14 protein-coding genes are annotated in these 13,866 nt (G+C 36.8%); 12 read left to right on the forward strand and 2 right to left on the reverse strand.

Annotated elements, in window-relative coordinates; translation table 11 throughout:
* The first annotated feature begins 113 nt into the window (after positions 1-113).
* From EWU21_RS05485 to EWU21_RS05530, 10 genes are all read left to right on the forward strand, one after another.
* Positions 114-1,253 (forward strand): AAA family ATPase, encoded by a 1,140-nt coding sequence (locus tag EWU21_RS05485; protein WP_130895800.1) that lies wholly within the window; start codon positions 114-116, stop codon positions 1,251-1,253.
* Positions 1,254-1,268: 15 nt separating this feature from the next.
* Entirely contained in the window at positions 1,269-1,856 is a 588-nt protein-coding gene (locus EWU21_RS05490) for a hypothetical protein (protein ID WP_130895801.1), read from the forward strand.
* Between the two features lie 82 nt (positions 1,857-1,938).
* Entirely contained in the window at positions 1,939-2,346 is a 408-nt protein-coding gene (locus EWU21_RS05495; RefSeq protein WP_262707895.1) for a sugar transferase, read from the forward strand.
* 416 nt (positions 2,347-2,762) lie between these two features.
* Positions 2,763-3,221, forward strand: coding sequence for an N-acetyltransferase (locus EWU21_RS05500; RefSeq protein ID WP_130895803.1), 459 nt, complete (start codon positions 2,763-2,765; stop codon positions 3,219-3,221).
* On the forward strand, positions 3,214-3,735 hold the full coding sequence (locus EWU21_RS05505) for a hypothetical protein (RefSeq protein ID WP_130895804.1): 522 nt from the start codon (positions 3,214-3,216) through the stop codon (positions 3,733-3,735). Before EWU21_RS05500 ends, EWU21_RS05505 begins: the two co-directional genes overlap by 8 nt.
* Before the next feature lie 130 nt (positions 3,736-3,865).
* Positions 3,866-6,256: an SLBB domain-containing protein gene (locus EWU21_RS05510; protein ID WP_130895805.1), complete on the forward strand. Its 2,391-nt coding sequence runs from the start codon at positions 3,866-3,868 to the stop codon at positions 6,254-6,256.
* 5 nt (positions 6,257-6,261) lie between these two features.
* Positions 6,262-7,362 (forward strand): Wzz/FepE/Etk N-terminal domain-containing protein, encoded by a 1,101-nt coding sequence (locus tag EWU21_RS05515; RefSeq protein WP_130895806.1) that lies wholly within the window; start codon positions 6,262-6,264, stop codon positions 7,360-7,362.
* A 524-nt stretch (positions 7,363-7,886) separates the two neighbouring features.
* The gene (locus tag EWU21_RS05520; protein WP_130895807.1) at positions 7,887-8,525 is read left to right on the forward strand and encodes a type IV toxin-antitoxin system AbiEi family antitoxin domain-containing protein; all 639 of its coding nucleotides are present in this window, start codon (positions 7,887-7,889) and stop codon (positions 8,523-8,525) included.
* On the forward strand, positions 8,522-9,373 hold the full coding sequence (locus EWU21_RS05525) for a nucleotidyl transferase AbiEii/AbiGii toxin family protein (RefSeq protein WP_130895808.1): 852 nt from the start codon (positions 8,522-8,524) through the stop codon (positions 9,371-9,373). Before EWU21_RS05520 ends, EWU21_RS05525 begins: the two co-directional genes overlap by 4 nt.
* An 89-nt stretch (positions 9,374-9,462) precedes the next feature.
* Positions 9,463-9,738 carry a helix-turn-helix transcriptional regulator gene (locus EWU21_RS05530; protein WP_130895809.1) on the forward strand — a complete coding sequence of 92 codons (276 nt, stop codon included), beginning with the start codon at positions 9,463-9,465 and terminating at the stop codon, positions 9,736-9,738.
* A 77-nt stretch (positions 9,739-9,815) separates the two neighbouring features.
* On the opposite strand, the gene EWU21_RS05535 is transcribed toward EWU21_RS05530, so the two are convergent.
* Together EWU21_RS05535 and EWU21_RS05540 are read right to left on the reverse strand one after the other, a co-directional pair.
* On the reverse strand, positions 9,816-10,871 hold the full coding sequence (locus EWU21_RS05535; protein WP_130895810.1) for an NAD-dependent epimerase/dehydratase family protein: 1,056 nt from the start codon (positions 10,869-10,871) through the stop codon (positions 9,816-9,818).
* The gene (locus tag EWU21_RS05540; protein ID WP_130895811.1) at positions 10,868-11,629 is read right to left on the reverse strand and encodes a WecB/TagA/CpsF family glycosyltransferase; all 762 of its coding nucleotides are present in this window, start codon (positions 11,627-11,629) and stop codon (positions 10,868-10,870) included. The genes EWU21_RS05535 and EWU21_RS05540 overlap by 4 nt, the downstream gene beginning before the upstream one ends.
* Positions 11,630-11,716: 87 nt before the next feature.
* Here EWU21_RS05540 and EWU21_RS05545 point away from each other — a divergent pair, with 87 nt between their 5' ends.
* Both EWU21_RS05545 and EWU21_RS05550 read left to right on the forward strand, forming a co-directional pair.
* Positions 11,717-12,670 carry a class I SAM-dependent methyltransferase gene (locus EWU21_RS05545; protein WP_130895812.1) on the forward strand — a complete coding sequence of 318 codons (954 nt, stop codon included), beginning with the start codon at positions 11,717-11,719 and terminating at the stop codon, positions 12,668-12,670.
* Positions 12,667-13,779 (forward strand): acyltransferase family protein, encoded by a 1,113-nt coding sequence (locus EWU21_RS05550; protein ID WP_130895813.1) that lies wholly within the window; start codon positions 12,667-12,669, stop codon positions 13,777-13,779. The genes EWU21_RS05545 and EWU21_RS05550 overlap by 4 nt, the downstream gene beginning before the upstream one ends.
* Positions 13,780-13,866: the final 87 nt, after the last annotated feature.

A 13,866-nucleotide genomic window follows, 5' to 3' on the forward strand; every position in this document is an offset into this window, starting at 1 on the left:
TCCCTTTGTTGTAAATATTAAAAACCTTTAAATTTCAGATTATTTAGTGATTTATTTCTCTAAATTTGATATTCATCTAAGCGCAGTAAAATTCTAGATTAAGGGAATATAATATGAAAGAGTCAATAGTAATTAAAAATTTTGGACCCTTAAAAGAAGTAAATATCGAGGAGATAAAGCTTTTTACGGTTTTAATTGGCGAATCTGGAAGCGGTAAGAGTACTTTAATGAAATGTATTTCCTTGTTTAGATATATCTTTAAGATGGAAAATATACGGTCCTATCTTAAAAACAGTAAGATTTCTAAAAGTCCATTTAGATTTCACATAGTTAAACATTTTAAATATAGTGGTCTCGAAGAGTTTTTAAGCCCGAATACAAGCATAATTTATACTGTAAAATTTGAAAATGGCGAAGAAGTTATAATAAAATACTCAGATAGAAAATTGTATCGCTCAAATTTAATATCAAGTAAAAATTTACACTTCACTAAGGTTAGTTTTATAACTGAAAATAGAAATATTATACCGCTATGGGCTAGCAGAAGCGCTTCTCTTGCGGGGGCATATTTAGGATTTTACTTTCATGAAGTCTATAAAGACTTTGAGTTAGCCTCTGATGTTTTGAAAAGTGTTCAATTAGAACATTTAGGGCTTAAATTTATTTCAAAGAAAACAAATAAAGGTAGGGAATACAAAATTGGGTCAATAAATAATGAATTTGAGCTGGAATTTAAAAATAGTTCTTCAGGGATTCAAAGTTCAGCACCAATCACTTTAATCTCTAAATATTTTGCCTCAAGATTTGACTTTGAGGATGCTTTTAATCGTTCAGTATTAAGTTATTTGTCATCTGTTGATAGTCTTACAGATTTTAGGCCTACGAAGAATTTAAGCGAATTAGGCAAGAAAATTTATATTCATATTGAGGAACCAGAATTAAGCCTATTCCCAGATGCACAATTTAAACTGATGGAGGAGTTGATTAAAGATTGTTTTATGAGGAATGAGAATGATATGAGCCTTTTCATCTCAACGCATAGTCCTTATATAATTAATCATTTAAATTTAATGATAAAGTCTTTTGATGAAAATTGTGAAAATTTTGCGCAGTTTGACTACTCAAAGTTGGGAGTATATCAGGTTTCAGAAGGTATATTGCAAGATTTAATAATTCAAAATGAAAGGTTGGTTAATACTAATTCTTTATCAGATACGATTAACGACATATACAACTCATACAACTCGATTTAATATAATTATATAAAAATGATTGATGAGTTTATAAAATATTATGGTATTCCTAACAGTCAATTGCATAATTTATTGCAAAAAACTTCCGATTTAACTTTTGGTTTAAAAGATGAAAATAAAGTTGTTTGCATTACATCTATTGAACTAGGAGAAGCTAAGTATAGAAATTCAAATAATAAAGTGGTGAAAATATTTGATTATGATAGATTTATATCAAGCTTAGACGCCAATTTTCAGAGAGGAAGAAAAAGGTGCGATGCCGTTGTTTTTACTCAAGATAAAAGCAACTTTATTTTTAATGAATTAAAAAGTAAGCAAAGCTTTAAACAAGCAACTTTAAAAGGTGCTGTACAATTAAAATCAACGTTGGATACTGTTCTAGCTGTTCCAATTTTGAATCGCTACATAAAACTCTTTAAATCAAAGAAATGTTGTTTTTGTAATTCTATTTCCATTTCACCTTCTCAGTTAAATGCTTCTCAAGCATTTGGGAGACTTTCCGACTTATTGCCTAATGGGGCTAAGTTATTGCATAATGGCATTAATAAACATGGTTTTGAATTTTGGGTATTTAGCGGCAATCAAATAATAATATTGGGTTAATAGTACTCATTTTTAAAATGAATTTCCAAATGTTCTATTAAGGACATATAATCTGGTTGAAAATTGTTTTACATCCCTCAACATCTACAAGTTCAGAAGCATGAAGAAGAATACGCCAAATGTCGCGACGCATTTATTAGAAAGCCCTGCGTCCTATTTGTTGAGAATAGGAGGGGTGTTGCGGAAATTGAGTTTGGACGAATTACCTAACCTAATCAACATCATCAAAGGAGAAATAGTATTCGTGGGGCCCAGGCCGGCGTTGTATAACCAAGACGATTTAATGGCCTTACGGGTCGCAGCAGGGGTAGACAAGCTTAAGCCAGGAATCACAGGCTGGGCACAGATTAACGGGCGAGACGAGATCTCCATTGAGGCTAAAGTGGCGCTTGAGAAAGAGTATCTAGAGAGAAAGTCGGTTTGGTTTGATTTGATGATAGTGGTGAGGACTTTTACGAGTGTGCTTTTTAGTAAGGGAGTGGCGCATTGATTGATAGTGTATTTTTGATTTAAAAGCTCGCTGGATGGCGGGCTTTTTTGTTTAAAGGGGGATTTATAAAAAGACTTTATAATATTAAAACATTTTTAAATCGGATATTTAGGAAAATCTAAAAAGTGTGTAAGAATAATTATCCTTAAAAGTGCACAATAAAAGTCCTCATATTTGCACAATGTCTAGGTAATGAGTTACCGTCGCCCCGATGGGATAAACGTAATTTCATTAGCTTCTTTAGGGCATTAGGATCGTTTGCCCCTTTTTTTGTACAATATTATCAGTTTCTTATTAGGGAATAGTAGATAATAAGTTGAACTAGCGGATTCAACAAATTCAATACTTTTTTGATAACATTATGAATTGAATTTTGTTTACGTATTTTGTAAACTTTTGCTTATATTTACTAACACATGAAGGTTATAGAGGTCTTGACAGGAGAAGAATTTTTGGCTGAAATCGTTCTCGCTGAATTGGCGGATTTGAAACGAGACAACTTTTACTTTGAATGGGAGAAAGAGCTTAATCAGGGTGTTGTAAAACTGCAGCTAAAGTCGACTAAAGAAATACTAGGATTAATGTCTTTGGAAGTATTCTCGAAGGAGAGCTTTGTTAAAATTAGGTTATTAGCTGTCTCAGAAGATAATAGAGGAAGAAATAAAAAATTCGATCGGATAGCTGGACATCTTATCGCTTATGCGGCTCAATTAGCAGTGTATAATTTTGCGGAGGATGCTTGTTTAGTTATTTGGCCTAAAACAATAGTGGCAGCGCATTACAAAGAAAAGTATAAGATGAAACAAGTGGGGTCATTGCTAAGCCTTGAGGTACCAGAAATAATAGACGTGATAAATACATACGACCATGATTAATGAAAATTTAATTTTAGATCCGGATAGTTTGTTAGACTCAAGGGAGAGTTCCATGCTGGCTGGAGAGAATGAATTAAAGTCTTTAGCAAAAGCGCGTGCGTTAAGAAAAAGCAATTTGTCCTCAAACGATATAAGACGAGCAAAGCTTCTTCAATTAAAATTGAAAATGGAAGAATTCTTATCTTCTGAAGTGAATGATAGTAGGGGTCAATTTCCCTCATTTTTGGAATTTTATGTCGATTCTATATATCCCAAAAGAAAGCTCTTTGCTAAGGATATCGATGTTAATCCGACTAGTTTAAGTCAAGTAATAAATAACCACAGAGATCCTAAGGAAGAATTTATTCTTCGCCTAATCATTCACTCAGAAGAAGTCTATAAGCAGGTTTGTGATTTTCAAAGTAATAACTGGCTCAAGGTGTATTTTAAAGATAAATTAGTAGAAAAGATTTCTACTGAAAAGAAATGGAGAAAAGAAGAGGGAAAACATGTGAAGGTTTTTGCAGAAGTGTAAGTAACACCCTTAAAATTTGAACCGGATTTGACCATTAAATAAAAATCCTTGCAGCACTAACCGCCAAAGCATCGCTTGTCCTAAATTTTAGTTAAATTTGCCTAAAATATACGTATCATAACATTCTTGTATGAAATTATTCAGTCGAATTCTTTTGACCCTTTCTTTCCTAGTACTTGTTCACGCAGCCTTTTCTCAGGCAAAACGCAAAGTGGAAGACCTGAGTGACGAAGAAATTTCTACCTTCTTCGAGCGTGCCCAATCCAGCGGAATGACAGAAGCACAGTTAGAAAAAGCAGCCAAAGCACAAGGATATACCTCAGCGGATATAGCAAAAATGCGCAGCCGTTTGACGCAGATAGGGGATACAAAAACGAAGGAAAAAACGACCACGTCGAAATCGAAAACCTCTTCTAAAAGAACGGTTTCGGGGAAATTGAGCACGAAAAAAGGGGCTAAAAATACCGATGAGGAGGGCTCGGAAGACGTTTCGATGGAGGAAGAGGAAATGGTAGACTCTACTTTGTTGCCTAAGAAAAAGATCTACGGTGCGAACCTTTTCAATAACAAGAAATTAAACTTCGAGCCGGATTTGCGTATTGCGACTCCTGTGAACTATACGCTAGGACCAGATGATGAGTTGAATATCGACATCTTTGGCGAAGTAATGGATAATTACACCGTTACGGTGAGTCCAGAGGGAACGGTTAAGATTCTAAACTTGAGCCCTATTTATGTCAATGGATTAAACGTAGAGGCAGCATCTGCCCGTATCGTGAGTCGCTTAAGGCAATTATATCAAGGTTTGAATCGCCCTGGTAGCGGATCTTCTGCCATTATCACCTTAGGAAATGTGCGCAGTATCAAAGTGACCCTAGTAGGGGAAGTGGAGAACCCGGGTTCATATACCATCTCTTCTTTGGCAACCGTATTTAACGCCTTATACTTAGCAGGTGGGCCTAACGAAAATGGATCCTACCGTAGCATTCGCGTGATAAGAAACAACAAAGTGGTTCGTACGCTAGACTTATACGATTTCTTACTAAAGGCGGATCAAAAAGACAACATCCAATTAAAAGACCAAGACATCATTCGTGTAGGGGATTTCGATTCTCATGTCGAATTAGCCGGCGAAGTAAGACGCCCCATGGTTTTTGAGGCCGTAAAAGGAGAAACCTTAAAAGACATCCTGCGTTATGCGGGGGGCTTCACAGATAAGGCCTATACCTACTCCTTAAATGTCCGCAGAAACACTTCGCGTGAGTTGAAATTACTAAACATCACACAAGATGAAGTGGCGACTTTCCAACCTCAAAATGGAGATTCGATTTCGGTAGGTAAAATTATCGAGCGTTATGAAAATCGTGTAACAGTGAGTGGCGCGGTATTTAGACCAGGTGTTTTTGCCATCGAAAATGGCTTAACGACGGTAAAAGAATTAATCAAACGCGCTGAAGGGCCTCGTGAAAATGCGTTCCTAAATCGTGCAACTATTTCCCGTAGAAAGGAAAACTACGATCCGGAAATGATCTCCTTCGACTTAGGAAAAGTATTAAGAGGCGAATTAGCAGATATCGCGCTACACCGCGAAGATTCCCTAATGGTCTACTCGCTCGATTCTTTGCGTGAATACCAGCGGGTCAGCATTTTTGGTGAAGTGAATAAACCAGGTATATTCGAATTCCGTACCGGAATGAAGGTGGCAGATATCATTCTGATGGCGAAAGGCTTTAAAGAAGCGGCTAGTTATGCTAAAATCGAATTATCGCGTCGTGTGATCACGCATGGCAACGACAACGCAACCAATGAAAAAATCATCGTTAAGACTTTCGATATCGATGGCAGCTTGAATATCAGCAGCGAAGGAAGTCAATATGAATTGAAACCTTTTGACATCATCTCTATTCGTCGATCGCCTAATTATGAAGTGCAAAGAGGGGTGACCATCGAAGGTATGGTGAACTTCCCCGGTCGTTATGCGATTCCGAAAGATGATCAAAAGATTGCTGATTTAATTTTTGAGGCGGGAGGTCTAAAACCGGAAGGCTATTTAGATGGCGCTATTCTGTACCGTGATTCAACTGTGGTGGGGGTAAAACTTTCTGAAATCCTCAAGAACCCAGCTTCTAAAAACAACCTATTACTCATGGAAAATGACCGTTTAGTCATTCCACGTGTGTTAGAAACGGTTAAACTTTCCGGAGGTGTTCAGAATCCGATTGCTATTGCTTTTGTGGATGGATATAGTCTTCAAGACTATCTAGATGGCGCGGGTGGATATACTGAGTATGCGGACAAGAGAAATGTATACGTGAAAGCGCCTAACGGTATTTCCACGAAAAGAAGACGATTCTTATTCTTCCGTATTAATCCGAGGGTACTTCCAGGTTCTGAGATAGTGGTACCTGAATTCCCGACGACTAAAAAGGGTCTAACTACTGCTGAGGCCGTTGGTTTATCATCTGCCTTAGTTTCTGTTGCGCTTACCTTGACAACACTTATTAACAATTTGACTAAATAAGCGCCATGTCTACGATAGAAAATAATCAATTAGAAGATAACGGGGAAATTTCGATCAACTTTGGTGAGATTTTCCGTACGCTGAAGTCGTATCGGATTTTAATAGCTACTTGTGCTGTGCTTTTTGCAGCATTAGGGGCTATTTATTCCCTAACGCAGCCTAATGAATATAGCTCTAACGCGAAACTATTACCGGAATTAGATTCTAAATCCGGTGGTGCAGGCGGAATGGGTGGTTTAAAATCCCTAGCAGGGCTAGCTGGTGTAGACCTAGGCGGAAGCTCCTCTGGAGCCGAAGCTATTCGTCCAGATTTATACCCTAACATCGTTCAGAGTGCTCCCTTATTACAGGAAGTATTGAAAGCAAAAATCTATAGCACGAAACACAAGAAATGGCAAACGGTTTTGGACTTTTTATCTGAGAAGCAAGATTCTGCTCCATTAGATTTATTTGGCGATCCTGATGAAAATGAAATTGTTTATGATGTAAAACTAGATAAAGTCCCATCTAGCGCCCTTTCTGCAGATTTAATCAAATTAAATAAGAAGGAACAATTAGCTATTAAGAGATTAAGAGCTTCAATAGTACTAGAGATTGATAAAAAATCTGGTGTCATTTCGTTAACGACTAAATTAACGAATCCGGTGGCGGCAGCGAACATCACTTCGCTAATTCAGCACTACTTGACGAAGTATGTAACAGATTATCGCACTCAGAAGGCTAGACAAGAATTGACCTTCTTAGAAAAGCGCCTTTCGGAATCCCGCTCACGCTATGACCAAGCCTTATTTACTTTAAGTGCATATCGCGATCAAAACATGAACTTGTTCTTGAACGTGGCAAAAGACCGCGAGAAGAAATTGCAATACGAGGTGGATATGGCTTACAATTTGTATACGACTATCAGCGGACAATACGAAGAGTCTAAGGTAAAATTACACCGTGAGACACCTGTGTTTAAAGTATTGGAGCCGGCACAGGTAGCAATTCAGAAGGATGGCCCCAAGCGTAGTTTGATTACGATTGGGTTTATGTTTGTGGGGGTGTTCTTTTCTTTGATCTATGTGTTTTTTAAGACGGTGAATTTGAAGGAGCTACTAGGGTAGTCGCCCTTCGGGCTTAGTCATCGCTTCGCGATTTAGTCGTCACTTCGTGACTTAGTCACGACTTTGTCGTTTAGTCGCCCTTCGGGCTTAGTCATCGCTTCGCGATTTAGTCGTCACTTCGTGACTTAGTCATTTATTTTAAACAAAGGAAGCTCGCTGGAAGGCGGGCTTTTTGTTTTAGGGGATTATCAGTTTATTGATAGGGATGGCCCGGCTATTTTGATACCTTTATCGAACCACTATTTAATTAAATCAATGTCTCCTAATACACTCAAGAAACAAATTGATGCGATTCATAAAGCAACCGCTCTGGCCACGAAATCACGTGAATCAGCAATACTCTTTCTGACTAAATCGGGTATATTGAAAAACCTTCCTAAAGCGAAAAGGGTAACCTTTATCTCTAGATTGAGATAATCCCGGATTTGATTGTTTTCCGAATTGATTTTAAAAATTTGACAATTAATGTAATAAAATATAGTGTAATTCGGAATAAATCCGAATTATATAATTAATTTTGACATATGGATGTCAGAACACTTTTAGCAGAATATGCGGAACAGCCTATAAGCACGCAGATTTTACTAACAATTTTGAAGGATTACAATAGGCCCTATGATAAAATTATGGAATTGATGAGTCAGGGGGATTTAATTCAGTTAAGGAAGGGTCTGTATATGACTAGTACTTTAATAAACTCGAATAGACCTGAGCCATTTCTGGTAGCGAATCATTTGTATGGTCCTAGTTATGTTTCTCTTGACTCCGCTTTGTTTTATTGGGGGTTTATACCTGAGCGTGTTTTTGAAATAACTAGTGTTACGAGTAAACTTTCGAAAAGATCTACTGTTGAAAACACGGTTTTTAGCTTTACTCATTTGCCTTTGGCCTATTATCCTGTAGGGATAAAATCAGTCCGATTAACTGATAAACAAACGGTTTTAATTGCGAGCCCAGAAAAGTGTATATGCGATAAAGTAATTACGACTGCTGGAGTAAATCTGAGGAGTAAGAAACAAGCCATGACTTTTCTCGTCCAAGATCTAAGAATGGATAAAGATCGCCTGAGAGAATTGAATTTACGTGAGATGGCCAAGTGGTTACCAGTTTGCCCTAAGCGGACGAGTATTAAGAATTTAATCGAAGCAATAGCTGAATTATGATCAAGGAATGGATTGAATCGTATGAGCCTAAAAATATTCAAGACACCGAACAGGCGTTACGAGAGATTATGCAAGAAATTGCTTTGGCAGGCTTATACAGAGCTAATTTTTTCAAACATGCTGCATTTTATGGCGGTACTGCATTGAGAATTTTTCACGGATTGAATCGATTCTCTGAAGATTTGGACTTTTCCTTATTGCAAAAAGATGCTGATTTTGAATTCGATCACTATTTTAAATCAATTGTGGATGAGTTTCAGGCTTTGGGAATAAAGGTAAGCTTGAATCAAAAAATGAAATCCACGATTTCAACTATCGATTCTGCCTTCCTGAAATCAGATACACTTTGGAGTGAATTGATATTTGAGGATACGATCCCACAAATCAAGCTTTCGATAAAGCCAAGCATTAAAATCAAGCTGGAAATTGATACGAATCCGCCGCTTCGATTTGGCACAGAAAATAAACTCCTGACTAAACCCTTCTCATTTTACGTTAACTGTCTTACACTTCCAGATCTGTTTGCCGGTAAAATGCATGCGCTTCTTTTTCGAAAATGGAAGACTAGGGTTAAAGGCCGAGACTGGTATGATTTAGACTGGTATATAAAAAAAAGGGTAAAAATTAACTTAACTCATTTTTGCCATAGAGCGATTGAAAGTGGAGACTGGGCTCAAGAAACTATGACAAAAGACCAATTGCTTGAATTGCTAGCATTGAAAATCGCATCCTTAGATATCAATAGAGTAAAAGAGGACGTAATTCGTTTTATTCCTAATCCACAAGATTTAGAAATCTGGTCTCAAGGATATTTTCAGCAAATCTGTGATAGGCTGGAAGTGAGCTGAACAAGCTCGCTGAAAGGCGGGCATTTTTGTAAACTATATTATACATTTATGCTTATATATGCTTATATTGTATAATATAGTTTACAAAAATGGAAGAAATATTCTTTGATTCAATAAAAATAAGTGACGTAAAGCTTCTGATGGGTACATGGTGTAAATCGATGCGCCGGCGAAAAAGGCTTTCCCAAGAGGAACTTGCGGCAAATTTGAATTTGTCTAGAATAACGATTCATAACTTAGAATCAGGTAAGAACGCTACGATTGAGACCTTTCTAAAGGTTGTAAATCATTTTCAAGAATTGGAAGAGTTGTTTAAGTATATGAAAGAAAAAGTAGCAGAAAAAGAGGTTAAATCATTGTATTGACAGTAAACAAATAACTGGACCAATTGTAAAAAATGGAGCAGGATTTTGTTCTGTCCCTTAAATGAAATAGAATTATTTTAGACTTGTCCCTTTTTACTCCAGGAATCATGAATCTCCTGAAAAGTTGTTTGCAGATCTTTCGTTATTCCCCAGCTAGGGTAGTCGGTCTTGATTTTATTGAGGTTTGATATGTAACAGATGTGATCCCCAATTCTATTTTCATCTACATAAGTGTATTTCATTGGTTTACCTGAAATACTTTCGATAAGTTGGAATGCCTCTAGGATGGAGATGGAGTTATCTCGTCCTCCACCTATGTTATATACTGCGGCTACTTTTGGATTTTGGATAAATAAATCAATAAAACGCGCCACGTCGTAGCTATGAATATTATCCCTTACTTGCTTCCCTTTATAGCCATATATTTTGTATTCAATTTCGTTCAAGTTGCATTTGATCAAATAGCTTAAAAAGCCATGTAATTCTACCCCGCTGTGATTAGGGCCTGTTAAACAGCCTCCTCTTAAACAACAAGTAGGCATATTAAAATAGCGGCCGTATTCTTGAACTAAAATATCCGAGGCAACTTTAGAGGCTCCGAAAAGAGAATGCTTGCATTGGTCAATACTAAATGTTTCACTAATGCCATTAAAATACTTTGAGTCAGCATAGTCATACCTTGTTTCTCCCTCAGTCAGCTCAAGGAAATTAGGATTATCTCCATAGACCTTATTCGTTGATAAATGAACAAAAGGAACTGAGGTGTTATATCTTCTTGTAGCTTCTAATAAATTCAATGTACCTACTGCATTCACATCAAAATCTTCAAAAGGCATAGAGGCGGCTAAGTCGTGACTAGGCTGAGCGGCAGTATGTACGATGGCATCCGGCTTTATTTCTAAAATGAATTTCGATACGGTTTCACGATCTCGAATATCAATCGTGTAATTTTTAAAACGGGCATTTTCTTTTTCTAATTTTGAGATGTTCCAGGTGGTATCGCCTTTGTCTCCAAAAAATACCTGACGCATATTATTGTCTATACCCACTACTTCAATCCCTTTTTTGCAAAAGAAACGGACAACTTCACTTCCAATTAATCCTCCAGCACCAGTAACTAAAATCTTTCTCATTTGTCAAGTTTGACTATTTTTAATAAAATTAAATAAATAAAAGCTGAATTAGTAAATAAATACCTTTTCCATAGTCTGCCAGGCTCTTGGATGAGTCTAAATAGCCATTCCAATCCATTATTTTGCATCCAGGCAGGGGCTTGCTTAAGCGTATTAGCGTGGAAGTCAAATGCGGCACCCACCGCCATCATGACCCCATTAATTTTTCCAATATGCTCCGCTACCCATATTTCCTGCCTGGGACATCCCCTGCCTACTAAAATGAGCTGTGCTCCTGATTGATTTATCTTTTTTATATCCTCCTCATCTTCTTCTTTAGTAGCATCTCGAAATCGATCTACGTGGTGACCGACGATTTGAATCTGAGGGAAGTTTTTGGCAATATTTTCTTGAAATAGACTTAAGGTTTTCTCCGTACTTCCAAACAGAAATAGGCGTAAATTCTGCTCATTTGCCTTTTCTAATACTTTCCATGTTAAGGTAGGGCCATAAACGCGATCCTTTAAATCAGCGTGATGAAAATAATTTAAACACCACTTAATGGGCTGCCCATCTGGAACTACGTAATGAATCGAATGAATCAATTTATGTAAGGCAGGATTTTGGTAAGCTTCTATTAGGCCATGAACCGCTAAAGCGCTAAGTCCTATTGAATGATGTTTTGAAGCATGTTCAATGATTGCCTTTGTGATATTTTCGTAATCAGATGCTGTGTAATCAATACCAAGTAATTCGTATGTAGGCAAATTGTTTTGCATTCAGTCTTTCAGATTCTTTAGTGCAAATTAACAATTATCGAGCTGAATTAGTCAATAATTTTACGGCAATACCTAACTTAGCGATTGATGAAAAATAAAATAATAAAGGTATTGCTTTTTTTAGGATCTCCTCTGACGGTTCTGTCCGCTATCTGGCTGAAGTTTATCAGACAAAAGGGCTCTAGTTCTACATCTGATTTTCTGCTAATGAAAGTGGGGGTTTTCCCCATTTTAGATCATTATTATGATCCGATGATTAATCCGAGGAAGTATTTGGAAAGGCCCTTAAACCAAGATCGGGAATTAGCTTCGATTGATTTGAATCTAAAAACACAAAGAGACTTATTAAATCAATTTACGTATGCGGATGAATTGAGATCATTCCCTTTGCATTCAATAGCACCTGCTACCTATTATTACCTAAATGATTCCTACGGACCAGGTGATGCAGAATATCTGTATAATATGATTCGGCATTTTCAACCGAAACAAATCTTTGAAATAGGTAGTGGAAATTCCACTTTGATGGCGCAAAATGCCATCAAGAAAAATGGGGATCTTAACAAGTTCTACCATTGCAGACATGTGTGCATCGAACCTTATGAACAACCTTGGTTAGAAGAGCTAGGAATTGAGGTGAAACGGGAAAAAGTGGAAGATATAGAAACGTCTATTTTTACAAGTTTGGAGGCGAATGACATTTTATTCATCGATTCATCTCATATCATTAGACCCCAAGGCGATGTGTTACATGAGTACCTAACCATTTTGCCACTTCTAAAGCCTGGTGTGCTCGTTCATATCCATGATATATTTACGCCAAAAGATTACCCAGAAGAATGGGTTGTAAACAAGCATTATTTTTGGAATGAGCAGTATCTACTAGAGGCTTTCTTGTCTTATAATTCCTCGTTTGAAATCATCGGTTCATTGAATTATTTAAAGCACCACCATTTCGAGGATTTAAAATTGAAATGTCCCCTGTTATCGGATTTCCCTGCCTGCGAACCGGGAGCTTTTTGGATTAGAAAGACTAAATGAAATCATTCTTAAAGTTGAATCTTGATTCTAAACGAATTTTAGGCTTAGACATCCTAAGAGCGGTAGCCATTTTATGCGTAGTCATAGATCATGGGGGTCTTCTTATGCCTCCTGCGTTGAGAGAATGGACAGATTTGTTGGTCTTTGATGGGGTATCCATCTTTTTCGTTTTAAGTGGATTTTTGATAGGGGGGATATTGATAAAATTGATTGAAAGGGGAGTGGGAATAGATATAATTGACTTTTGGAAAAGAAGATGGTATCGTACAATTCCTAACTATTTATTTGTCTTAGTTTTGCTAGCGGTTCTCGAACTTATTTTTAATTCCCAATTTGATATGCAACAAATCGGGTCCTACGCACTTTTTTTCCAAAATTTTAATAGCATTCATCCTGCCTTTTTTCCAGAAGCTTGGAGCCTATCAGTGGAAGAATGGTTTTATCTTCTTATTCCATTTTTTCTATTCATTCAATTGAATTTTTTTAAAATACCGACTAAATCATCTCTATTAGGTACAGCTCTTTTAGTGATTTTAGTAATTACCTACATAAGATTTAATCGATATTCAACCTTTCCAGCATTGACCGAAAATATATGGGATAATGTGTTTAGAAAGCAAGTTATTACTCGTTTAGATAGTATTATGTATGGGGTTTTAGCGGCATATGTGTTTTATTTTAATCCAGGTTTTTGGGAAAAATACAAGAGAATGCTATTTATCTTCGGGCTGGTTTTATTAGGATGCTTTAAATATGTAGCGCCTTTGCTTGAGAATAGGGTGAGTTTATTCCAGGCGGTATTTTCCTTTTCTTTTCAATCCATTGCAACTGCCTGCTTATTACCTTTTTTGACCTCAGTTAAATCCAGAGAAGGATTTTGGCCTAAGGCCCTTAGCTACATAAGTATATTATCTTATTCCATGTACCTACTCAATTTAACGCTTATCCAAAATTGGATTTTGCGAAAAATACCTTGGACGCTATTTATGGAATCAAAATATGCCATAGGGGGCATACGCTATGTGCTATATTGGGTTTTAGTATTCTGCCTTTCCCATTTATTATATTTTTATTATGAAGCACCCATGACTCGCTTACGAGACCGTTAGTTAGGCTCATTCGCTTCCCACATAATAAATTATCATTCATCTTATTAAATAAAATAGTAATTTTACAAGCTGGTTTATAGTCTTAAG

The sequence above is a fragment of the Aquirufa antheringensis genome (assembly GCF_004307425.1).
GTDB classification, from domain to species: Bacteria; Bacteroidota; Bacteroidia; order Cytophagales; family Spirosomataceae; genus Aquirufa; species Aquirufa antheringensis.